This is a genomic window from Streptomyces sp. NPDC048507, from assembly GCF_043199995.1.
Lineage (GTDB): Bacteria > Actinomycetota > Actinomycetes > Streptomycetales > Streptomycetaceae > Streptomyces.
The window spans coordinates 455,064-475,759 of record NZ_JBICWZ010000007.1; the positions used below are offsets into that span (position 1 = coordinate 455,064).

The window sequence follows — 20,696 nt, forward strand, 5'->3', positions numbered from 1 at the left end:
ACCCATACCCCCCCCGCCACGGGTTGGGCGGGGCGCGCGGCCCCCCACCGCCCCCCGGCGCCCCGGGGGCCGCAGGCGGCCCCGGCAGCTGCCGGGGCCGCCTGCGGCCCACGGGCGGGCGGTCCGGGTCCTCGTCGGCCCCGGGCAGCCGGCGGTGGCCCTCGGAGTGGTCGTTGACCCAGCCGCACACCCCGCAGGCGTAGCGCCCGTCCAGTCCCGCGATGTAGGTGCCGCAGCGGCGGCACTCCGCCTCGGTCAGTTCCGGGGCGGGGAGGGGGACGGTGGACTCGGGGTACGTGTCGGGGGCATGTGCCCCGTGGGGCATGCGGGTCATGGGGCGCAGCGTACGCGGGCCGCGGGGGACGGTCCGTAAAGGGGCCTACCCATTCGGCACACGATCGGATGAATGTGGGGCAGAGAGGGCGGCACGGGCGGAGTTGGCCGCTACATTCACGCCGTTCACAGGGCCGGGACTCCGGCCGTCACGTCAGGAAACCGTGGAGCCGATGACGGAACGACCTGCCCAGCGCGTCCCCAACCGGCAGCTCGCGGCGCTGATCGCGGAAGCCGGGTTCTCCAACGCCGGGCTCGCCCGCCGCGTCGACCAGCTGGGCCTGGAGCACGGTCTGGACCTTCGCTACGACAAGACCTCCGTGACCCGCTGGCTGCGCGGCCAGCAGCCCCGCGGGACCACCCCGGCACTGATCGCCGAGGTGTTCACCCGGCGCCTGGGGCGGCGGCTGTCGGCGCAGGACCTGGGCCTGGACGCCTGCGCGCCCGTGTACGCGGGCCTGGAGTTCGCCGCCACCCCCGAGGAGGCCGTGGACATCGCGAGCGGGCTGTGGCGCAAGGACTCCGGCTCGCACGCCGAACTCCGCAAGATCGCCTTCACCCCCGCCGGACTGGTGGTGCCCAGCCGGGACTGGCTGATCGGGCGCGCCGACGAGCGGGTGGGCCGCAGCGCGGACCCCGCGAACCGGGTGCCGGCCCAGGGCCGCGCCTCGGTGCCCCGCCAGCGGCAGATCGACCGGGGGCCGGGCCAGCGCGTCACCGGCGGGGACATCGCGGCCCTGCGGTCGGTCGGCGACCTGTTCCGGACCCTGGACCACGCCTACGGCGGCGGCCACGCCCGGCAGGCCCTGGTGCGCTACCTGGAGCACGAGGCCGAGCCGATGCTCCGGGGCACCTACGGCGAGACCACCGGGCGCCGGCTGTTCGCCGCCGCCGCCGACCTGACCCGGCTCGCGGGCTGGACCTCGTACGACATCGCCGCGCACGGGCTGGCCCAGCGGTACTTCGTCCAGGCCCTGCGGCTCGCGCAGGCCGCCGGGGACCGGCCCTACGGCTCGTACGTCCTGGTGACGATGAGCCGGCAGGCCGTCTACCTCGGGCACGGCCGGGAGGCGGTCCAGCTGGCCCGGGTCGCCCAGCAGGGGGTGGGCTCGGGGCCGCCGCCGGTGGTGCAGGCACTGCTGCACGCGGCGGAGGCGCGCGGGCACGCCGTGCTCGGCGAGGTGCGGGCGGCGACGGCCTCGCTGGTGCGGGCCGAGCGCTCGCTGGGCGCGGCCCGGCCGGGGGACGACGTACCGCACTGGGCGCGGGCCTTCGACGAGGCGCAGCTGGCGGACGAGTTCGGGCACTGCCACCGCGACCTCCAGCAGTACCGGGCCTCGGCGCAGCACGCGGAGCGCTCGCTCCAGCTGCGCGCGCCGGGTTACGCGCGTTCGCGGCTGTTCTGCCGGGTGGTGCTGGCGACGGCGCGGCTGGGGCTGGGCGAGCTGGACCAGGCGTGCGCGCTGGGGGCGGAGGCGGCGCAGCAGGCCGGTGAGATGCGGTCGGTGCGCGCGGTGGAGTACGTACGGGACTTCGAGCGGCGGCTGGAGCCGTACCGGGACGCCTCGGCGGTGCGGACGTACCGGGACCGGGTGGCCGCGCTGTCCTGATCGGCGGCGCGGCGCGCCACCGCCCCCGGGGCCGGGCCCCGGGGGCGGTGGTGCGGGCGGCGGTGGTTCAGGCGGCGGTGGTTCAGGCGGCGGCCGGGACGGCCGCTCCGTGGTGGGCCGGGAGCGGGATCCCGAAGTCGCGCAGCAGGGCGGTGGCGGCGCGGCGGGCGGAGTGCAGGGCGCCGTCGACGGTGTTGGAGTCGCGGTGGTCCCCGCACACGTAGAGCCCGGCCAGCACCCGGACCGGTCGCCGCAGGTCGTGCGGCGGGGGCATCGCCGGGACGGCCTCCGGGGTGTGGTGGACGGCCAGCAGCTCCCAGTCCCGGGTGGAGGTGTCGTAGAGCCGGGCCAGCCGGGAGGCGACCGTCCGGGCGGGCGGGGGCGGGCCGTGCACGGTGGTGGTGACCAGGCCGCGGCCGGCCGGGGCCCGGGTGGGGTCGACCGCGCTCATCACGGTGGTGTGGGCGAGCGGCCAGGCGGGGTCCGCGTCCAGGAGCAGCGAGCCGTCCCAGGGCAGCGGGGCGGGGGTCGCGTGGTGGATGACCGTGACCTCGTGGAAGGCCGGCACCCGCAGTCCGGGCAGCAGTCCGGCCGCGGCCCGGGCGCCGGTGGCGAGGAGGACGGAGCGGCAGGCGAAGTCGCCGTGCTCCTCGGTGGTGACCAGGTTGGTGGCCACCGACCGGACGCGGACCCCGGTGCGGACGGTGCCGGGCGGCAGGGCGGCGGCGAGCAGGCCGGGCAGGGTGGCCGCGCCGCCCTGCGGCACGGCGAGCCGGCCCCGGGCGAAGGTGCGCAGGGCCAGGTCGGCGACGCGGCTGGAGGTGGTGAGCTCCGGGTCGCGCAGGAGCGTGGCGAGCAGGGGCCGCAGGACCCCGTTGACGGTGCGCGGTGGCAGGCCGCGGGAGCGCAGGGCGGCCAGGGCGGTGCGTTCGGGCCGGGCGAGGAGCCGCTCCACGGGCAGGGCGGCGAGCCGGCCGAGGGCGGCGCTGAGGCGGGCCTGGTCCAGGGAGCCGCTGGCCAGGGCGCGGGCGGGGGTCAGGGCCCCGGCCCGCGACTGCCTGCCGTCGGCTCCGTGCACCAGGACCCCGGGGGCGAAGGGGCGCAGGACGAGCGCCTCCAGGCCGGGGGTGCGGGCCGGTTCCGTGTACGTGGTGCTGAGGAGCTGGCCGATCCGGTCGAGCCGGAAACCGTCGGCCGAGTCGGTGGCCATCCGGCCTCCGGGATCGTCGGCGCCCTCCAGGACGCTGACCGTGACCCCCGCCGCGATCAGGTGGTGTGCGGCCGCGAGTCCTGAGACCCCGGCTCCTACGATGACGACGTCCGCATGGTGTGCGGCATGGTGTGCGCTGCTGAGCACGTGCCCCTCCCCGAGGTCGGCGCGGCTGTGTGGGGACCTCCTTCCCCCAACGGGCTCCGGGAGAACCCGAGTCCGGTGGGGTATTGCGAACAACTCCGGTCGCACGACGGTCGCATCCGGGTCACGAACGGTCGCACGTGATCGGTCGGTGCGCCCGTCCTACGGCAGTGCCGCCCTGATGGCCTCGTCGATGCCGGGGTAGCGGAAGGCGAAGCCGGACTCCAGCAGGCGGGCGGGCAGCACGCGCTGACTGCCCAGCACGTCCCCGGCGAACTCGCCGAGGGCCAGGCGCATGGCGGGCGCGGGGACGGCGCACACCGTCGGGCGGTGCAGGACGCGGCCCATGGCGGCGGTGACCTCACGGTTGGTCAGGGGCTCGGGGGCGGTGAGGTTCACGGGGCCGGTGAGGGAGGGGGTGTCGATGATGTGCCGGAGGGCGGCGACCTCGTCGTGCAGGGCGATGTACGACCAGTACTGGCGACCGTTGCCGAGGCGGCCGCCGAGGCCCGCGCGGAAGATCGGGAACAGCTTGCCCCAGGCGCCGCCGTCGCCCGCGACCACCAGCCCGGTGCGGGCGGACACGGTGCGGATCCCGGCGGCCCGGGCGGGAGCGGCGGCCGCCTCCCAGTCCACGCAGACGGAGGGCAGGAAGCCGCGGCCCGCGGGGGCGTCCTCGTCGACGGGGCGGTCGCCGGTGTCGCCGTAGTACCCGATGGCGGAGCCGCAGACCAGCACCGCGGGCGGTACGTCCAGGGCGGCGACGGCGCGGGCGACGGCGGCCGTGCCGAGGATCCGGCTGTCGCGGATCTCCTTCTTGTACGCGGCCGTCCAGCGGTGGTCGCCCACGCCGGCCCCGGCCAGGTGCACGACGGCGTCGCAGCCGCGGAGTCCGGCGGGGTCGACGTATCCGGCGCGCGGGTCCCAGCGCGCCTCGTCGGGGGCGGCGGGCTCGCGGCGGACGAAGCGGACGGTGTCGTGGCCGTCGGCGTGGAGGGAGCGTACGAGGGCCTTGCCGATGAGTCCGGAGGATCCGGTGAGGGCGATACGCATCCCCCCAGTCTGCCGCCGCCCCGCCCTGGGGATCCTCCCGCCGCCCGGGCCGGGCGTGGCGGAGGCGGGGTTCCGGGGGGGCGGGGCCGGGGTGGGGTGCCGTCCGGGACGGGCATGATTTACGGCGCCCGCTCCGGGGTGGCCCTGCGGGGCGGCACCGCGCGCCAACGAATCACGTTGTACATCCCGGACGACACCCCACCCCGTCCCCACCCCCTGCCCGGACCACCAGCCCGGCGGGCGGTCGCAGCCATCCCGGCCTCGCCGGCGTCTGAGGCGCCGGGGTCCGGGGGCCGGACCCCGGCAATGGCCCCGCACGGGTCAGGTGGTGCCCAGGAGGGTGCCCACCGTGTAGGTGACGGCCATCGCCAGGGCGCCGCCCAGGACGTTGCGGGCGATCGCGCGCGGCACCGGCGCCCCGCCCAGCCGTGCGCTGAGCACCCCGCACAGGGTCAGCGCCACCAGCACCGCCGTCACCGTGACCGGCACCCGCCCCGACGGCCCCGGCAGGACGATCGCCAGCAGCGGCAGCAGCGCCCCCACCGTGAAGGCGACCAGGCTCGCGACCGCCGCGTGCCACGGGTTCGCCAGCTCGTCCGGCTCGATCCCCAGTTCCACCCGCGCGTGCGCCCTCAGCGCGTCCCGCTCCGTCAGCTGCTCCGCCGCCTCCCGGGCCAGCCCGCGGTCCAGGCCCCGGCCCATCAGCAGCCCGGTGAGTTCCTCCAGCTCCGCGTCCGGCTCCCGCGCCAGCTCCCGCCGCTCCACCTCCAGGGCGGCCCGTTCGGAGTCCCGCTGCGAGCTGACCGACACGTACTCCCCCGCCGCCATCGACAGCGCGCCCGCCAGCAGGCCGGCCACCCCCGCCGTGAGGATCGCGGTGCGCGAGGTGGTGGCTCCGGCGACGCCCACCACCAGGCCGGCCGTCGAGATGATCCCGTCGTTGGCCCCGAGCACCCCGGCCCGCAGCCAGTTCAGCCGGGTGCTGATCGCCGCGCTCCGCGCATCGGTCACGGAACCCACTCTGGGGGCGCCCGCCCGCCGGGGCCACCCGGCGTGCGCGCCCCCGTTCCCGGTACCAGGGTGGAGGGGTGAGACGCGGACGGGAGGACCTGGGCAGCCTGCACGGCACGCCGCCGCCCCGCTGGGCCCGCTTCGCGCCCGCGGTGGCCATGCTGGTGCTCTGCCTCGCCCAGTGGGTGACCCCGGGCGACATCGAGCTGGGCTACTTCCTGGCCGCCCTGCCCGCCGTGGCCGCGTTCTCCTACGGGCCCGCCGGCACCGCCGTCTACGCCGCCCTGGTGCTGCTCCTGCTCGGCGTGCCCGAGCTCGGCATGGGCCACGCCAAGGGCTCCGACCTGGCCACGGTGGCCAGCGTCGGCGCCCTCAGCGTGGTCATCTCCTGGGTGCGCCGGCGCCGGGACCACCAGCTGGTCAGCGTCCGTACGGTCGCCGAGGCCGCCCAGATGGCGGTACTGCCGCCGGTGCCCGAGCGGGTGGGCCGGGTGCGCTGCGCCGGGCTCTACCGGGCGGCGCAGCGCGGCACGCTGGTCGGCGGCGACCTGTACGACGTACGGGCCGGGCCGTACGGCGTGCGGGCGGTGGTGGCGGACGTGCAGGGCCACGGCCTGACGGCGGTCGGCACGGTGGTGGCGCTGCTCGGCGCCTTCCGGGAGGCGGTGCTGGACGACCCGGAGCTGACCGGGGTCGCCGCCCGGCTGGACCGCCGGCTGGCGGCGGACGCGGCGGTGGACTGCACCCCGCACGCGGAACTGTTCGCGACGGCGGTGCTGCTGGAGTTCCCGCCCGGGCGGGACCTCGTGCGCATCGTCTCGTGCGGGCATCCGCCGGTGCTGCTGCTGCGCGATTTCGCGGCCTCGGAGGTGGAGGTGGAGCCGGGCCCTCCGCTGGGGCTGGGGCTGGCCTCGCCGGGGCCGCCGCCGGTGACCGAACTCCCCCTGCTGTCCGGCGACCGGCTGCTGGCCTACACCGACGGGGTCACCGAGGCCCGGGACGCGGCGGGCTACTTCTACCCGCTGGCCACCCGCCTGCCGGTGCTGGCCGGCGACGCGGCGGGCCTGGTCCCGGCGGTATGGCGGGACCTGGCCTCCTTCACCGGGGGCGGCCCGCGCGACGACGTGGCCCTGCTGCTGCTGTCGCCCGTCCTGGAGCGACGCGCGTGACCGCGCCGTACTGATCAGATGACCGGCACGTAACAGCGGCCCTTTTCGTCCGTTTTCCATGTTTTCCTCGGCGGTGTCCCCTCCCGAACACGGAAACGGAAAGCCGAGGCCCCCCCGATGCACGCACCGTACAAGCACCGCCGACGGATCCGGGCGGCCACGGCGACGGCTTCCGCCGCCGCCGTGACCCTCCTGGCCGGAGCGCTGCTCCTCGCCGCCGCCCCCGACGGCGGCGCCCACGCCGACTCCTGGACCGGCTCGGTGAGCGCCGCCCCGGCGACGCCTCAGGCGCTCTCGCGGATGAACGAACGGACCATCCTGCAGGTGAGGTTCGACGGGCGGTGAATGCCGACCCGCACCGCCATCGTCCGGATCTTGCGGTTGGTGGCGCGCTTGGCCTCGTACGTCCCGGTGTCGAGCAGGGAAATCGCCAGCCGCATCGCCTTGAGGCGGCGGTTGTGGCTCTCGTACCACTCGCGGGGCAGCCCCGCCGGCAGCGGCTTCTTCTTGGGCATCGAAATGATCGCGGCAGCGGCCATCTACAGCCTCCCAAACGGTAGTTGGCTTCCTGTCGTGCTTCCTCGATTTTATCGGGGGGCACTGACAAAAGCCCCTGGCCAGACGGAGTCTGGCTACCCTGGCCGGCATGGAGATCTGGATCAATCCCGCCTGTTCGAAGTGCCGCGGCGCGCTGACCCTGCTGGACGCGGAGGGCGCCGACTACACGGTGCGCCGCTACCTGGAGGACGTGCCCTCCGAGGACGAGATCCGCGAGGTGCTCGGCCGCCTGGGGCTGGAGCCCTGGGACATCACGCGCACCTCCGACCCGCTGGCGAGGGAGACCGGCGTACGGGACCTGCCGCGCGAGGAGACGGACACGGCCCGCCGGGCCTGGATCGCCCACCTGGCCGCCCACCCGAAGCTGATCCAGCGCCCGATCATCACCGCCGAGGACGGCACCGCGGTGATCGCCCGCTCGGACGAGGCCGTACGCGAGGCGCTCTCCCGCAAGGCCACCTGAGCACACCCGGCCTTCATCCCGCCCCCACCCCGCGCCTCGTAGGCTGGGCCCGTACCGAAACGGAACAAACCGTACGAGACGCACCGAAGGACCCCCCGCCGTGACCGAGCAGTCGCCGCCGCAGCCCACCGCCGTGCCCCCGCACACCGCCGGAGGGCAGCCGATCCCGCCACCGCGGCGGGGGGCCGACTGGATGTTCGGCGGGGTGTACGGAACCGTGCTGGCCAGCGGCCTGCTGGCCGCGCTGGACCAGAAGGGCGGGGAGTACACGCCCTTCTACGACGCCGCCTGGGTCCTGGTCACCGCCGCCACGGCCGCGCTCGCGCACGGGTACTCCCACCACATGACCACCCACCAGAGCGGCTCCGCCGGCCACCGGTGGCGGGTGCTCTCGCGGGCCCTGTGGAACGAGTGGCCGATGATCGTGGCGACCCTGCCCACCGTGCTCCTGCTCCTGTTCGCCGGGCTCGCGCACTGGGAGTCGTACGGGGTCACGGCGGTCGGCCTCGGCCTGAACACGGCGCTGCTCTTCGCCTGGGGCGCCTTCATCGCGATCCGGGTCGGCTACCGGCTCGGCTCGGCGCTGCTGATCGGGCTGGCGGACGCCACGATCGGCCTGGCGATCATCGTGGCGAACGCCCTCATCAAGTAGCCCGGTTCACGTGGCCCCGGGACATGTGGCCCCGGGACGGCCGGTCACCCGGCGGGAGAGTCGCGGAGCTGTCCCTCCGCCGCCACCAGGATCTCCGTCAGCCGGGCCCCGAAGCGGGCGTCGCGCGGGTCCGGGACGCCCGTGCGGGCGGCGGTCAGGAGCGCGTCCAGGGCCCGCCCGTAGGCGCCCGGCACATCGCTCCAGTCGGGCAGTGCGAAAACGCCCTCGGCCCCGCGCAGTTCCAGCCCCACCCCGGCGGCCGCGCGCGGGGCCCCCAGGCTGAGCACGGCGGTGCTGGCCGCGCCCGAGGCGTGCCGCAGGGCCAGCTGGACCACGTCGGACGGACCCCGGGCGGCGGTGACGGCGGTGACCTCGCCCAGCACCGGGATCAGGACGGACAGTGCGTGCGGCCCGACGTCCCACAGGCCGCCCTTGGCCTTGCGCCAGGGCGAGTCGGCGTACGCGCTGGGCGTGCCGTCGGGCGGGAAGACCGCGCCGAGCCAGTGCGCGGAGGCGGTGAACCACCCCGTTCGCGCGGCCTGTTCGGTGACCCAGCCGGCGGTCGGCTCGGCGAAGCGCAGGGTGAGGAAGACGACGGAGGCCACGCCGTGCCGTCCGGCGGCGTCGGCCACGGCGCGGGCGTCCGGGACGGTGGTCGCGACGGGCTTGTCGAGCAGCAGGTGGCAGCCGGCGGCGGCCGCGCGCACGGCCAGCGGGGCCTGCACGTCCGGCGGCAGGGCGAAGGCCACGACGTCGCAGTCCGCGAACAGCTCGTCGGGTTCCTGGTACGCCTTCACGCCGTGCTCCCGGGCCAGCGCGGCCGCGGCCTCGGGGCGGCGGCCCCACACGCCCGCGAAGACGGAGCCGGAGTGGGCGGCGAGGGCGGGGGCGTGGGTGCGGTGGGCCCAGGGGCCCGTGCCCAGCAGCCCGACCCGGGGGCGGGCGGGGCCGGAGCCGTCCACGGGCCGTTCGCCGGCGGGGTTCACGTCGTACGAAATGCTCACCCGCTCAATATGCCCCACCCGGACGGGTGTGCGGGCGCCGACCCGCACGGACCGTACGGCCCGCTCGGCCCGGGGCGCGACGGGCCGGTCTGACCGGCATGCGAGACGCGTGGCCGTCGCGGAGGACCGGGAGCGGCCCCCGGGCCCAGGCCTTTCGCCGGGATTATTGCGGTCTGACGACATCTTGATTGCTGAATATGAGATTCCGCTCCACGAGTTGAGACGAGGTCTGCCCTGGGCCCCGGACATCTGCTTGAATGACGCACATGGCCAGCCACTCGCACTCCTCGACCGGTCGTGGCGACCTCGAGCCGTTCTGGCCGTCCCGTCAGGACCACGATTTCGACCGGGTGTGTTGCCGCGCGAAGAACGCGCCGGCCCTCTAAAGCCTTCCGGGACCTCACGAGCAGACCCTCCCGGGGCCTTCGGTCCGCGCGGTACGACAACGACGACTACGTCACACGTACGTCTCCTGCCGACCACTCCGCGTGAAAGAGCTGACCACTCATGGCGAACACCCGCTCCCTCACTTCCGCCGCGCCCGCCGCGGCCTCCGCCCCCCTGACCTTCCCGCCCAGTCCGCGCCACCGGCTGCGGGCCGTGGACCGGGACGAGGTGGCCCGCGTCGTGGACCTGCTCCCGCCCGGCGCCACCTGGCTCCCCGCCCCGCAGCACGCCCTGCCGACGCTGCCCGGGCAGCCGCCGATGGTCGGCTACCTGGTCCTCGTACCCGCCGACCAGCAGCCGATCGCCTTCGCCCCGCAGTCCGTCCCCGCCCCGCCGGCCCAGGCCGCCGGAGCGGCCCCGGCCGCCGCGGGCGACTCCCTGGTCCGCATCGACCCGGCGCAGCGCACCGCCGAAGTGGACGGCGAGGTACTGGACCTGACGTACCTGGAGTTCGAGCTGCTGGCCCACCTCGTCGCGCACCCGCACCGGGTGCACAGCCGCGACCAGCTGGTGACCACCGTCTGGGGCTACGGACACGTCGGCGACGGCCGGACGGTAGACGTCCACATCGCCCGGCTGCGCCGCAAGCTGGGCGCGGCCCACCGCGGCGCGATCCAGACCGTCCGCCGGGTGGGCTACAAGTACGCGCCCTGACGCGACGGCGGGCCCGTACGCACGAGGGGGAGTACGGGCCCGCCGGAACCGCGCCGGGCGTCAGCCGCGCGCCACCACGGACCTCTTCCGGCGGCCGGCCGCGAAGCCGAGGACCACGTCGACGGCGAGGAAGGCGAGCAGGCTGATCCCGAGGAGCGGGACGAACCAGCCGACGACCGCCGTCACGCAGGCGAACGGCAGCAGCACGGTCACCGGCAGCTTCCGCCAGGCACCGCGCGGCTGCGCGCGGCCCACGGAGAGCCGCCGGTCCTTGGTGGGCCTGCGCATCCACCACATCCGGTAGCCCCACACCACGAGGAACATCACCGCGACGGCGAGCGCGGCCAGCAGGAGCTGGCCCACGACGCCGAGGGTCAGGCCCATGTGCAGGTCGATGCCGAAGCGGGTGAGCTGCGCGAGCAACGGGTAGTCGGCGAAGCGCAGTTCGTCCATGACCCGGCCGTCGGCGGGGTCGACGGCGACCGCGTCCAGGTGCACCGGCAGCGTCTTGTCGTTCTCCTTGACCACATAGCCCTTGCCGCCCGTGGGCAGGGTGACGCGCAGGTCCTCGGTGACCCCGGCGGCCCGGGCCGCGGCGACCGCCCGGTCGATGCCGACGTCCGCGGTCGGGGCCGGCGGGGGCATCTCCATGCCCTCGGTCATGACGTGGCCGGCGTGCTCGTCGGAGCCCGCGGCGGCGCCCCCGGTGAGGGCTGCGGCCACCGACGGGGTGGCTCCGCCGAGCCGGTCCTGGAGCTGCCCGATGTTCTCTCCCGCGTAGCGCGACCAGGTCAGGCCGGTGGCGGAGAGGGCCACGAGACCGACGGCCGCCCACAGCCCGACGGTGCCGTGCCAGGACAGGACGCGGCGCCGGCCGGTGGCCCCGCGCTCGGGGCGGACCAGGTCCGCCCGGCGGGAGCGGCGGCGGCCGGCCCACAGGGCGACGCCGCCCAGCGCGACCACCCAGAGCCAGCTGGCGGCGAGTTCGCTGTAGTTCCGGCCGAACTCGCCCAGCTGGAGGCTGGAGTGGAACTCGCTCAGCCAGGCGCGCAGCGGCAGCGCGTCACCGGCGGTGGTGAGCTGCCCGCGCACGTCGGCGGTGTAGGGGTCGACGAAGACGGTGAGGGTCTCGCCCTCCCCCAGCCCCGGCCGTTCCATGATCACGCGGGTGGTGGCGTCCGGCTCCGGAGCGGGCCAGACGCCGATCACCTCGCCCTCGGGGACGGCGCCGCGGGCGGCCTTCACCTGGGTGGCGAGCGGGACGGCGGCCTCGCCGACGCGGGGCACTGTCAGCTCGTCGGAGTAGAGGACCTTCTCCGCCTGCCACGAACCGGCGTACAGCAGGCCGGTGGTGGCGGCGAGGAACAGCAGCGGGGCTATCAGCAGCCCCGCGTAGAAGTGCAGCCGCAGGAGCAGCGGCCGCAGGGCGGCCCAGCCGGAGCCTCCGGCGGAACGGGCGGGGGCACCGGCGGGTGGGTTCTCCGGGTCCCGTGCGGGGACGTCGTGGAGTTCATCGAGGGACATGTGGGTCCTCAGGGGTTGGCGAAGACATGGGTGGAAGGCCCCGGGTCTCGCCCCCTCGACGGACGGGGGTGCGCCGGTCAGGCGCGGGCAGGACGACCGGGGGCCGTGGCGCGGACGGGCCGCGCTCCGGGCGGACCCCTGCGGACCGCGGTGTGGGCGTGGACGGCCCCGCGCAGCCGGCGTGGCCGTACGTACGGCGGACGGTGCGCGGGCGGCGCCGGTACGGGGACCACCCGGGTCCGGACCAGGGCCAGCGCGCGGGCCAGCGGCCGGGCGGCGAGCAGGGCGGTCGCGCCCAGGGCCCCGGCCAGCCGGAAGACGGCGGCCTCGCCCCACGCCAGCCACGCGGCGCAGAAGAGCCCGGCGAGCACGTGGGCGGCGATCATCCCGAAGCCCCCGTGCCCGGCCATCGCGAGCAGCCCGGCCGGCCCGGCCGCGCCGTCCCCGGCCATGTCGGCCATCCCGGAGGCGGCGTACGCAGCCGCATCGGCCGCGCCGGTCACTCCGTGGGCGGCCGTGTCCGCCACGGCGTGCGCATCCGCGGCACCCTGGGCGGCCGAGCCCGCCACGGCGTCCATACCGGCGGTGCCGTGAGCGGCCGTGCCGGGGGTGCCGTGGGCGGGCATGCCGTGGGCCTCGGAGGCGGCCGGCGCAGCCGGGGCGGCGGGTCCGGTGTGGTGGTGGCCGGGGCCCCGCGCCCCCGGCATGCGGGCGTGCGCGCCGCTCGCGGAGAAGGCGAGGTGCAGGGCCGCCTGGACGCCGAGCAGCGCGGCACTGATGCCGACGGGTCCGCAGCGCCGCCCGGTGGCCGGCCAGGCGAGTCCGGCCGTCACCGCGAACGCCCCCAGGAGCCACCCGAAGGGGATGTTCATCCCGGACATGGACGAATGCCCCACCGCGGCCAAGACCACGCACACCGCCGCGAACATCGCGGCCCGCGTGGCGCGCATCGGGGCGCGCTGCCGGGTGTCAGACATGTTCGGGTCATGCTCCCACGGGGCCCGGTGCCGGGCACCACGGGGCCGTATCCGATCATGAGCGGGTGAATCCACTGCCGAGCACCTGGCCGCTGCCGCTGAGCACGCTCTACACCGGCGGGGTCCAGCTCGGCTCCCACGCCCTGGAGCGGCTGGAGCCCGCGGAGCGTGAGCGGGTGCTGCGCGCCTGCTCGACCAACGTCGACAACCTCGACTCCGGCCGCTGGGAGACCCTGCTGACCAGCGCGTGCGTGGTCGAGGAGCCCATGCCGCTGCCCTACGCGCTCCTGCTGGTCGCGGTGCTGGGCTACGCGGAGTACGCCCACGGCGCCTGGTGGACGGCCGCGGTGTTCCTCTTCGGGCACACCACCGCGACGCTGCTCGTCCACGGGGTGCTGCGGCGCACCGCCGGCCCCGAGACCCGGCGGGCCCTGGACGTGGGCGCGAGCTACGGGCTCAACGCCGTGCTCGGCGCCCTCACCTCGGCCCTGCCGCGCGGCGCGGTGCGCACCACGGCCCGGGCCGGACTGCTGGCGCTCGCCGTGCGGCCGGTGCTGCGCCGGGAGCGCACCTTCACCGACGCGGGGCACCTGGTGGCGCTCGGACTCGGCATCGGCGTCTCGCTGGCCGTCGATTGTCTTTCCCGAAGGAATCATCGCAAAATCGCTCTTGCGTGACCCTTTTGCGGTCCTTGCCATGAACAAGCATGAATGACACGAGTCAATGACTCTCCGCCCCCGAGCCGCACCACCACTGGAGCCGCCACGATGACCGCCACGCCCTCCACCACCGTCGCCAACCTGCGCGACCTCGGTGGCACCCCGCTCGCCGGCGGCCGCTCCGTCCGCCACGGCCTCGTGCTGCGGTCCGGCTCGCTCGACCGCCTCGACCCCGCCGCCGACCCGGCGGTGGCCGGGCTGGGACTGCGTACGGTCATCGACTTCCGCAGCGACGCGGAGCGCGCCGACCACCCCGACCGGATACCGGCCGGGGCGCGGCTGCTGGTGCGCGACGTGCTGGCCGACAAGATGAGCGAGGGCCGGATGCCCGCCGCCACGCAGCTCAAGGACCTGCTCGCCGACCCGGTGGTCGCCGAGGAGCACCTGGGCGGCGGCAAGGCGCAGGCCCTGTTCGGCTCGGTGTACCGGTCCTTCGTCGCGACGGGCTCGGCGCACGCCGCCTACCGCACGCTGCTCACCGAGGCGGCCGACCCCGATGCCGGGCCGCTGCTGTTCCACTGCACGGCCGGCAAGGACCGTACGGGCTGGGGCGCGACCGTGATCCTCTCGCTGCTCGGCGCGGACGACGAGACCCTGATGGCCGAGTACCTGTCGGTGAACCCGGCGGTGAAGGCGGCCTTCGCCCCGATGATCGAGGGCTTCACGGTCGCGGGCGGGGACCCGGACATCGCGCTGGCACTGATCGGGGTCTTCCCCTCCTACCTGGAGGCGGGCCTGGACGAGGTACGGCTGCGGTACGGGTCGATGGAGAAGTACGTGCGGGAGGGCCTGGGCGTCGAGGACGGGACGGTCGAGGCGCTGCGCGACCGGCTCGTCGTCTGACGGGACCGGCCGCCGGTCCGCCCCGGGGCGCCCCGGGGCGCCCCGGTTCGTCCGAACGTGCGCGCTGGGCACGGGTGACCATCCGACGATTCGCTCGTTCTGCTGAACGTGACTGCGCCGGATACCGCCACCCGCCCCCTTGCTCCCGACGTCGAGCAGGCCGAGGCCGCCATCGTCGAGCACTACCCCCGGCTGGTGCGGCTCGCCTATCTGGTGCTGCCGCCCGCCCTCGGCCGCAACCGGCGGGTGCTCACCGCCCATTCGCTGACCCAGCGGGCGCTGCCGCGCGGGCGGCGGGGCGTCGTCCCCGCGGACGTGCGGGGCGGGGTTCCGGCGCAGCGCGGCGAGCCGGCCGGGGCCGAGTCGGGGTACGCGTACGTCCGGCTGCGGGTGCTGCGCTCCGCCCTGGAGGCGGGGGTCCCCCTGACGTTCCGCTCCCTGCCGCTGCGCGGGCAGCTGCCGGCCCCGCTGCCCCGGGTGTGGGGGCTGCGGCTGTTCCCGCGGGCGGGCGGGGCCGAGGAGCTGGCGCTGGACCAGTGGCTGGCCACGCTGGGCGGACCCGGCCGGGCGGCCTGCGTCCTGCGGGCGCTGGAGGGGCTCGCGGAGCCCGAGGTGCTCCGGGTGCTCGCCGAGGCGGGGGTGGCCGATCCCGCGGCGGCGCTCGCGGAGTCGGGGGACCCGGCGCACGACGCCCTCTTCTCCTCCCCCGAGTTCGATCCGTGCGTGCTCCAGGCCCGGCCCACCGACCTGCTGCGCCGCCGCCGGTTCGCGCGGGCCTCGCTGGCGGGGGCGGCGGCCCTCGCGGTGTGCGGGGCGCTGCTGGCGCTGCCGGGCGGGGGCTGGGGCTCGGACGGGCCCGCGGCCCCGCCGTACGCGCTGAACGCGGCGGCGCAGGCGGCCCTGGACCCGGCGCAGCTGGTGCGGGTCGCTCCCGCCGTGTGGCGCACGTCCTCCCGTACGGACTTCTCCGCCTGGCCCGCCCGCGGTGACCGCGCCGGGGACGCCGGGCTGCTGCGCCGGGCGCTGGCCGTCTGGGCCCGGCCGGGCCGGGCGGTGGTGGTGTCGGCCACGCCCGGCACCCCGTCGGGGCCGCCGATGGGCCCGGCCCAGCTGCTGTTCGCGGGGACCGTCGACCAGGCGGTGGTGGTCCTGATGTACGACGGGCTGCGCGTGGTCCGGTACGCCGAGCCGCGCAGCGGCACCGCGGGCGCGGCGCTGGACTTCGCCCGGACCGACGGGGCCTCGGCGGACACGGCGACGGGCCTGGTGCTCAGCCGGGTCGACGGCAACGTCCGCTACCTGACGGCCCCCTGGGTCACCGGCGCGGCCCTGCGCGACCTGCTCAAGCCGGCCGAGGCCCCGGCGGCCCTCAAGCTCACCCCGGACGGGGTCACCCCGCCCCTGGTGGGCCCGGCGCCGGGCGGGAACTGTACGAGCTGGAACGCCCTGTCGCTGACCGGCGACGGCGCGACCCGGCTGGTCACGGACCTGGGCGAGCTGACCCCGGCCCGGCTGACCTCCGGCGCGCCGGGGGCCGCGCGGGACGTGACGGAGGCGGCGGAACTGGGCGACTGGGCGCGGATCGCCTGCCTGTTGCCCTCGGTGCGCTCGCACGGGGTCCGGACCGTCAACGCCTGGACGTACGCGAAGCAGCCGCTGCCCGAGAACGACGGGACGGCCGCCTGGCTGTGCACCCGGGCGGAGACCTGGCAGGGCACGGCGGACCGGGTGCAGGCCCAGTTCCTGGCCCCGGGCGCGTCCGGGGCGGCCCAGGCCGCGAAGGCGGAGGGCTCCCCCGCGTGCGGGCCCCGCGAGCCGCGGGTGCTGGCCGGAGTGCTGTGGAAGTCCCGGGCGGGGCAGTGGTACGTGCTGGCCGCGGGCAGCGCGCAGTTCGCCTCGCTGTCGGTGTCCGGCGGCGGGGTGACGGGCTCCGCCACGGGCAACCGGCTGGCGGTGAAGGCCCCGGAGGGCGCGCAGGTCGACCTGACGGGCAAGCTGACGGACGGCACCAAGGCGGGCGTGCTGCGCTAGGGGGTGTCGTCGAGTCGTGTCGTGGCCCGCGGGGCAGACACGACTCGACGACAGTCCCTGGGCCGTCCCTTCCGGATTCCGCCGGGCGGGCCGGTGGTGTACGCGGTTCCCCGACGGCGCCGCCGTGGGGCCGGACGGCGTTCGGCCCGGCGGCCGTCAGCCCTGGGGCGAGCGGCCCGTGGCGGAGCCGAAGCCCAGCCAGGTGTGCCGGTTGCCCCACCAGCACCAGCCGACCTTGGGGGCTCCGCGCCGCTCGCGGCCGTCGCGTCCCGTGCCGTTGCTGATCCAGATCGCCGGGGTGCGGGCGTCGGGGGTGCCGTTCGGCTTGCGCAGCCGGGAGCCGATGGTCATGAAGCAGCGGCCCGGCTCCAGGGCTTCCGGCCGCTGGAGGAGCCAGTGGATGCCTTCGGTCAGCACCAGCGGGCTGCGGCCCTCCCGCGCGAGGGCCGGCAGCGCCTCCTCCGGGCTCCAGTTGGCCATGCGGTCCCCGCGGTCGACGCCGCTGACGAGGTAGAGGGGGGCGTCGGGGAGCTCGACGGCGTCGGGGGCGAAGCGGTCGACGTCCGTCATGTCGACGACGACGAAGCCGGGCCTGCCCGCCCGGCTGAGCAGCGGTGCGAGGGCGGAGGCCGGCGCGCGGTCCGGGTGGACGGCGAGCAGGACGTCCTCCCGCGCGGCGCCGGCCGCCGCGGCGAAGGCGCGCAGCTGCTCGGCGGGCACGGCGGCGATCTCGTGCACACCGAGCCGGACCAGGTGTTCCGCCTGGGCGGCGAGCGGCGGAAGGGGCGCAGCGGGGACGGGTACGGGAGACGGGAAGTCGGTCAAGCCGGTCCTCTGTTCGCAGGGCGGGCACGGACCACCCCTGAACGGGTGCGCCCCCCGAAAACGTTCCCGGCGCTCCGGCGGGTCGGCGGCTCCGATCCCTGCGGCCGACCCGCGGGCCGGCGGGGGGCGGCGGTCGGGGCCGGGGGTGCCGGTCGCACATTGGCCGTGCAGGGGCCTTTTCCTCCTCCGTACCCATCAGTACATTGACGCCATGTCTAATACGCCGCTCGCGCCCGCCCCCGTGGCGACGGAACACATAGACCTCCACGCGCGGAACGTCTCCTTCTCCTGGGAGGACACCCCGCTCCACTGGCTGCCCGGCGACCCCTTCGCGGGGCACACCATCAACGTGCTGCACCTGCTCCTGCCCGCCGGTGAGCGCTGGTTCGTGCACGTCTACAAGCAGGTCCTCCCGTACATCACGGACGAACGGCTGCGGGCGGACGTCATCGGCTTCATCGGGCAGGAGGCCATGCACGCCGCCGCGCACGACGACGTGCTCCCCCACCTGCGGAGCCTCGGGCTCGACCCGACGCCGTACACCGCTCAGGTGGACTGGCTGTTCGAGAAGCTGCTCGGCGACCGGACCCTGCCGCCCGGCAGGGCCAGCCGGTGGTGGCTGATGGAGCGGGTCGCGATGATCGCCGCGATCGAGCACTACACGGCCTTCCTCGGCGACTGGGTCCTCAACGCCGACGAGCTCGACCGCCGCGGCGCGGACCCGATGATGCTCGACCTGCTGCGCTGGCACGGAGCGGAGGAGGTCGAACACCGCTCGGTGGCCTTCGACCTGTTCATGCACGTCGACGGCAACTACCGGCGCCGGGCCAGGACCTGGGCCACCGCCTTCACCGCCCTGGTCTTCCTCTGGCAGCGCGGGGCCCGCTTCTTCATGGAGAACGACCCCTCGCTGCCCGCCGCCAGGGCCTCGCTCGGCCAGTTCTTCCGGGCCGGGCAGCAGGGGGTGCTGCCCTCGGCGGGCGCCATGGCGAAGTCCATCCCGACCTACCTCTCCCGTACGTACCACCCCTCGCAGGAGGGCTCGACGGCCCAGGCCGTCGCCTACCTGGCCACCTCCCCCGGCGCGTCCGGCGGGGTGCGGCCGTGAGGCGGGCGCTGGCCGTGACGGCCCTCGCGGGGGCCGCCGTTCTGACCCGGCGGGCGCTGCGCCGGCGGATCGGGCGCTCCCCGCTGTGGCCGCTGCCCGCCCTGGACACCCCCGTGTCGGGGCACTCGCCGCGCCGACTGCTGCGCGTACGGGTCGCCGCCCGGACCGAACCCGCCGACGGGGTGGTGCTGCTGACCCTGGAGTCCGCCGGACTGCCGCCCTGGACCCCGGGCGCGCACGTCGACCTCGTCCTGCCCTCGGGGCTGGTCCGCCAGTACTCGCTGTGCGGGGACCCGGCCGAAGAGGGCCGCTACACGGTCGCGGTCCGGCTCGTCGAGGACGGCCGGGGCGGCTCCCGCGAGGCGCACGACCGGCTGGAGGCGGGCACCTGGCTGGAACTGCGGCCGCCGCGCAACCGGTTCGAGCTGCTCCCCGCCCCTTCGTACGCCTTCGTCGCGGGCGGCATCGGCATCACCCCGGTCCTGCCCATGCTCCGCGCGGCGACCGCCGCGGGGGCCGATTGGACCCTGCTGTACGGGGGCCGCTCGCGCGCCTCGATGCCGTTCCTCGCCGAACTCGCCGCCTACGGGGACCGGGTCACGGTGGTCCCCGAGGACGAGGCGGGACTGCCGGACCTGACCCCGCTCGGGGCCGCCGCGCCCGGCACCCTGGTCTACTGCTGCGGGCCCGAGCCGCTGATGCGGGCCGTCACGGAGGCCGCCGCGGACCCCTCGGCGGTGCGCCTGGAACGCTTCGCCCCGGCGGCGGCCGCGGCGGCCCGGCCCTTCACGGTGGAACTGGGCCGCTCGGGCCGCACCGTCGAGGTCGGGGCCGGGGAGTCCGCGCTGACGGCGGTGCGCCGGCTGCTGCCCGACACTCCGTACTCCTGTGAGCAGGGGTTCTGCGGGACCTGCCAACACCGGGTGCTGGCGGGCGGGGTGGAGCACCACGACGAGCTCCTCACCGACGGGGAGCGCGCGGACTCGATGCTGCTGTGCGTCTCGCGCGCGGCCGGGGACCGCCTGACCTTGGACCTTTGACTTCCGCTTCCCCCCGAGGGGAGAAGTAGGGTGTCGGCATGACAACCGGGGTGCGGCGCAGGATGGGTGTCGAGGAGCGGCGGCAGCAGCTGATCGGGGTGGCCCTGGAGCTGTTCAGCAACCGCTCCCCCGACGACGTGTCGATCGACGAGATCGCCGCCGCGGCCGGGATATCCCGCCCGCTCGTCTACCACTACTTCCCGGGCAAGCTCAGCCTCTACGAGGCCGCCCTGCGGCGGGCCGCCGACGAGCTGGCGGATCGTTTCGTCGAGCCGCGCGAAGGCCCCCTCGGGGCCCGGCTGCTGCGGGTGATGGGACGGTACTTCGCCTTCGTCGACGAACACGGCCCGGGCTTCTCCGCACTGATGCGGGGCGGTCCGGCGGCGGGCAGCAGTCGGACCAACGCGATGATCGACGAGGTCCGGCAGGCCGCGTACGAGCAGATCATCACCCACATCGGCGTGGCGGAGCCGCCCGCGCGGCTGGAACTCGTCGTGCGGTCCTGGGTGTCGCTGGCCGAGTCCACGGCGCTGCTGTGGCTGGACGGGCGGCGCATCCCGCGGGCGGAACTGGAACTCCAGCTGGTGCACGACTTCGCGGCGCTGGCCGCCGTGAGCGCCGCCTACGACGCGGAGATGGCGGGGATCCTCGTACGGATCCTGGCGGGCGAACCGGCCGACGGGCCGTTCGGGGAGCTGGTGGGGCGGCTCGCGGCACTGGTCCCGGCCGCCGTCGCGGGTGAGTGAACCGGCCCGGAACGCGATAATGCCCGCGTGATCATTGACGACGGGATCTTGTTCCGGCAGGCCGGGGAGAAGGACGCCGCCACGCTGGTGAAGCTGTACGACCAGGCGGCCCGCTGGATGCGCAAGCAGGGCATCGACCAGTGGAAGCCCGGGGAGAAGGACGTCGCCCATTTCCGGTCGGTGATGCGCACCGGGGAGGTGTGGCTCGCCGAGGACGCCGACGGACGGGTCGTCGGCGCGTACGAGCTGTGGTGGTCCGACGAGGAGGCCTGGGGGGTCCAGCCCCCCGTCGCGGGGTACGTCCACCGGCTGATGGTGGAGCGGGAGGCGGCCGCCCCCGGGACGGGGCTGCGGATCCTCGACCACGCCGAACGGCGGATCGCCCGGACGGGGCGGGAGCGGGCCCGCCTGGACTGCGTGTCGACGAACCCGCGGCTGCTCGCGTACTACCGGGCCGCGGGCTACCGGATCGTGGGCGAGTTCCCCTCGAAGCAGGCGGCGGACGGCCGGGTGTACGGGGTGATCCTGCTGGAGCGGCGCCTCGACGTCTGAGGCGCCGCTCCCGTCGCGCGCCG

At 75.9% G+C, this 20,696-nt stretch carries 22 protein-coding genes; 13 read left to right on the forward strand and 9 right to left on the reverse strand.

Features of this window, described 5'->3' with window-relative positions:
- A partial coding sequence (locus ACGFXC_RS22325) for a hypothetical protein (RefSeq protein WP_393715294.1) occupies positions 1 to 334 on the reverse strand: 334 nt, incomplete at its 3' end.
- A gap of 172 nt (positions 335 to 506) precedes the next feature.
- Here ACGFXC_RS22325 and ACGFXC_RS22330 point away from each other — a divergent pair.
- Entirely contained in the window at positions 507 to 1,943 is a 1,437-nt protein-coding gene (locus ACGFXC_RS22330) for a regulator (protein ID WP_393715296.1), read from the forward strand.
- A gap of 82 nt (positions 1,944 to 2,025) precedes the next feature.
- Here ACGFXC_RS22330 and ACGFXC_RS22335 read toward each other — a convergent pair whose 3' ends face one another.
- From ACGFXC_RS22335 to ACGFXC_RS22345, 3 genes are all read right to left on the reverse strand, one after another.
- Positions 2,026 to 3,300, reverse strand: coding sequence for an FAD-dependent oxidoreductase (locus tag ACGFXC_RS22335; RefSeq protein ID WP_393715297.1), 1,275 nt, complete (start codon positions 3,298 to 3,300; stop codon positions 2,026 to 2,028).
- A gap of 159 nt (positions 3,301 to 3,459) precedes the next feature.
- Positions 3,460 to 4,350: a TIGR01777 family oxidoreductase gene (locus ACGFXC_RS22340; protein ID WP_393715299.1), complete on the reverse strand. Its 891-nt coding sequence runs from the start codon at positions 4,348 to 4,350 to the stop codon at positions 3,460 to 3,462.
- A gap of 321 nt (positions 4,351 to 4,671) precedes the next feature.
- A complete protein-coding gene (locus tag ACGFXC_RS22345) occupies positions 4,672 to 5,361 on the reverse strand; it encodes a VIT family protein (protein WP_393715301.1) in 690 nt (229 codons plus the stop codon).
- A gap of 77 nt (positions 5,362 to 5,438) precedes the next feature.
- On the opposite strand from ACGFXC_RS22345, the gene ACGFXC_RS22350 reads away from it, so the two are divergent.
- Positions 5,439 to 6,530, forward strand: coding sequence for a PP2C family protein-serine/threonine phosphatase (locus ACGFXC_RS22350; RefSeq protein WP_393715303.1), 1,092 nt, complete (start codon positions 5,439 to 5,441; stop codon positions 6,528 to 6,530).
- A gap of 117 nt (positions 6,531 to 6,647) precedes the next feature.
- On the forward strand, positions 6,648 to 6,875 hold the full coding sequence (locus tag ACGFXC_RS22355) for a hypothetical protein (RefSeq protein WP_393715305.1): 228 nt from the start codon (positions 6,648 to 6,650) through the stop codon (positions 6,873 to 6,875).
- Here the strand turns inward: ACGFXC_RS22355 and ACGFXC_RS22360 are convergent.
- Positions 6,815 to 7,069 carry a hypothetical protein gene (locus ACGFXC_RS22360; protein WP_393715307.1) on the reverse strand — a complete coding sequence of 85 codons (255 nt, stop codon included), beginning with the start codon at positions 7,067 to 7,069 and terminating at the stop codon, positions 6,815 to 6,817. The genes ACGFXC_RS22355 and ACGFXC_RS22360 overlap by 61 nt on opposite strands.
- A 107-nt stretch (positions 7,070 to 7,176) precedes the next feature.
- Here ACGFXC_RS22360 and ACGFXC_RS22365 point away from each other — a divergent pair, with 107 nt between their 5' ends.
- On the forward strand, positions 7,177 to 7,551 hold the full coding sequence (locus tag ACGFXC_RS22365; RefSeq protein WP_393715309.1) for an ArsC/Spx/MgsR family protein: 375 nt from the start codon (positions 7,177 to 7,179) through the stop codon (positions 7,549 to 7,551).
- A 100-nt stretch (positions 7,552 to 7,651) separates the two neighbouring features.
- Positions 7,652 to 8,203 (forward strand): hypothetical protein, encoded by a 552-nt coding sequence (locus ACGFXC_RS22370; protein ID WP_393715311.1) that lies wholly within the window; start codon positions 7,652 to 7,654, stop codon positions 8,201 to 8,203.
- 44 nt (positions 8,204 to 8,247) lie between these two features.
- On the opposite strand, the gene ACGFXC_RS22375 is transcribed toward ACGFXC_RS22370, so the two are convergent.
- Entirely contained in the window at positions 8,248 to 9,189 is a 942-nt protein-coding gene (locus tag ACGFXC_RS22375; RefSeq protein ID WP_393715384.1) for a Gfo/Idh/MocA family protein, read from the reverse strand.
- Between the two features lie 525 nt (positions 9,190 to 9,714).
- Here ACGFXC_RS22375 and ACGFXC_RS22380 point away from each other — a divergent pair.
- Entirely contained in the window at positions 9,715 to 10,308 is a 594-nt protein-coding gene (locus ACGFXC_RS22380; protein ID WP_393715313.1) for a winged helix-turn-helix domain-containing protein, read from the forward strand.
- Between the two features lie 60 nt (positions 10,309 to 10,368).
- Here ACGFXC_RS22380 and ACGFXC_RS22385 read toward each other — a convergent pair whose 3' ends face one another.
- Together ACGFXC_RS22385 and ACGFXC_RS22390 are read right to left on the reverse strand one after the other, a co-directional pair.
- Positions 10,369 to 11,832, reverse strand: coding sequence for a PepSY-associated TM helix domain-containing protein (locus ACGFXC_RS22385; RefSeq protein ID WP_393715315.1), 1,464 nt, complete (start codon positions 11,830 to 11,832; stop codon positions 10,369 to 10,371).
- Between the two features lie 77 nt (positions 11,833 to 11,909).
- Positions 11,910 to 12,809 carry a hypothetical protein gene (locus tag ACGFXC_RS22390; RefSeq protein WP_393715317.1) on the reverse strand — a complete coding sequence of 300 codons (900 nt, stop codon included), beginning with the start codon at positions 12,807 to 12,809 and terminating at the stop codon, positions 11,910 to 11,912.
- 65 nt (positions 12,810 to 12,874) lie between these two features.
- Between ACGFXC_RS22390 and ACGFXC_RS22395 the strand changes: the two genes are divergently transcribed.
- The 3 genes from ACGFXC_RS22395 to ACGFXC_RS22405 all read left to right on the forward strand — a co-directional run bounded on the left by ACGFXC_RS22395 (position 12,875) and on the right by ACGFXC_RS22405 (position 16,402).
- Entirely contained in the window at positions 12,875 to 13,486 is a 612-nt protein-coding gene (locus ACGFXC_RS22395) for a rhomboid-like protein (RefSeq protein WP_393715319.1), read from the forward strand.
- 90 nt (positions 13,487 to 13,576) lie between these two features.
- Positions 13,577 to 14,371: a tyrosine-protein phosphatase gene (locus ACGFXC_RS22400; protein ID WP_393715321.1), complete on the forward strand. Its 795-nt coding sequence runs from the start codon at positions 13,577 to 13,579 to the stop codon at positions 14,369 to 14,371.
- Between the two features lie 108 nt (positions 14,372 to 14,479).
- On the forward strand, positions 14,480 to 16,402 hold the full coding sequence (locus tag ACGFXC_RS22405) for a hypothetical protein (RefSeq protein ID WP_393715323.1): 1,923 nt from the start codon (positions 14,480 to 14,482) through the stop codon (positions 16,400 to 16,402).
- 156 nt (positions 16,403 to 16,558) lie between these two features.
- On the opposite strand, the gene ACGFXC_RS22410 is transcribed toward ACGFXC_RS22405, so the two are convergent.
- A complete protein-coding gene (locus ACGFXC_RS22410) occupies positions 16,559 to 17,227 on the reverse strand; it encodes a DUF5701 family protein (protein WP_393715325.1) in 669 nt (222 codons plus the stop codon).
- A gap of 211 nt (positions 17,228 to 17,438) precedes the next feature.
- Between ACGFXC_RS22410 and ACGFXC_RS22415 the strand changes: the two genes are divergently transcribed.
- From ACGFXC_RS22415 to ACGFXC_RS22430, 4 genes are read left to right on the forward strand one after another with little or no spacing between them, the layout of a single operon-like run.
- Positions 17,439 to 18,335 carry a metal-dependent hydrolase gene (locus tag ACGFXC_RS22415; RefSeq protein WP_393715327.1) on the forward strand — a complete coding sequence of 299 codons (897 nt, stop codon included), beginning with the start codon at positions 17,439 to 17,441 and terminating at the stop codon, positions 18,333 to 18,335.
- The gene (locus ACGFXC_RS22420; RefSeq protein ID WP_393715329.1) at positions 18,332 to 19,375 is read left to right on the forward strand and encodes a PDR/VanB family oxidoreductase; all 1,044 of its coding nucleotides are present in this window, start codon (positions 18,332 to 18,334) and stop codon (positions 19,373 to 19,375) included. The genes ACGFXC_RS22415 and ACGFXC_RS22420 overlap by 4 nt, the downstream gene beginning before the upstream one ends.
- A gap of 38 nt (positions 19,376 to 19,413) precedes the next feature.
- Entirely contained in the window at positions 19,414 to 20,121 is a 708-nt protein-coding gene (locus ACGFXC_RS22425; protein ID WP_393715331.1) for a TetR/AcrR family transcriptional regulator, read from the forward strand.
- 27 nt (positions 20,122 to 20,148) lie between these two features.
- Positions 20,149 to 20,673, forward strand: coding sequence for a GNAT family N-acetyltransferase (locus ACGFXC_RS22430; RefSeq protein WP_393715332.1), 525 nt, complete (start codon positions 20,149 to 20,151; stop codon positions 20,671 to 20,673).
- Positions 20,674 to 20,696: the final 23 nt, after the last annotated feature.

Excerpts from the sequence above, each read along its gene's own strand:
- ACGFXC_RS22330 (WP_393715296.1), top strand. The coding sequence starts at position 507 with ATGACGGAACGACCTGCCCAGCGCGTCCCCAACCGGCAGCTCGCGGCG.
- ACGFXC_RS22340 (WP_393715299.1), bottom strand. The coding sequence starts at position 4,350 with ATGCGTATCGCCCTCACCGGATCCTCCGGACTCATCGGCAAGGCCCTC.
- ACGFXC_RS22355 (WP_393715305.1), top strand. The coding sequence starts at position 6,648 with ATGCACGCACCGTACAAGCACCGCCGACGGATCCGGGCGGCCACGGCG.
- ACGFXC_RS22360 (WP_393715307.1), bottom strand. The coding sequence starts at position 7,069 with ATGGCCGCTGCCGCGATCATTTCGATGCCCAAGAAGAAGCCGCTGCCG.
- ACGFXC_RS22365 (WP_393715309.1), top strand. The coding sequence starts at position 7,177 with ATGGAGATCTGGATCAATCCCGCCTGTTCGAAGTGCCGCGGCGCGCTG.
- ACGFXC_RS22380 (WP_393715313.1), top strand. The coding sequence starts at position 9,715 with ATGGCGAACACCCGCTCCCTCACTTCCGCCGCGCCCGCCGCGGCCTCC.
- ACGFXC_RS22385 (WP_393715315.1), bottom strand. The coding sequence starts at position 11,832 with ATGTCCCTCGATGAACTCCACGACGTCCCCGCACGGGACCCGGAGAAC.
- ACGFXC_RS22390 (WP_393715317.1), bottom strand. The coding sequence starts at position 12,809 with ATGTCTGACACCCGGCAGCGCGCCCCGATGCGCGCCACGCGGGCCGCG.
- ACGFXC_RS22400 (WP_393715321.1), top strand. The coding sequence starts at position 13,577 with ATGACCGCCACGCCCTCCACCACCGTCGCCAACCTGCGCGACCTCGGT.
- ACGFXC_RS22415 (WP_393715327.1), top strand. The coding sequence starts at position 17,439 with ATGTCTAATACGCCGCTCGCGCCCGCCCCCGTGGCGACGGAACACATA.
- ACGFXC_RS22425 (WP_393715331.1), top strand. The coding sequence starts at position 19,414 with ATGACAACCGGGGTGCGGCGCAGGATGGGTGTCGAGGAGCGGCGGCAG.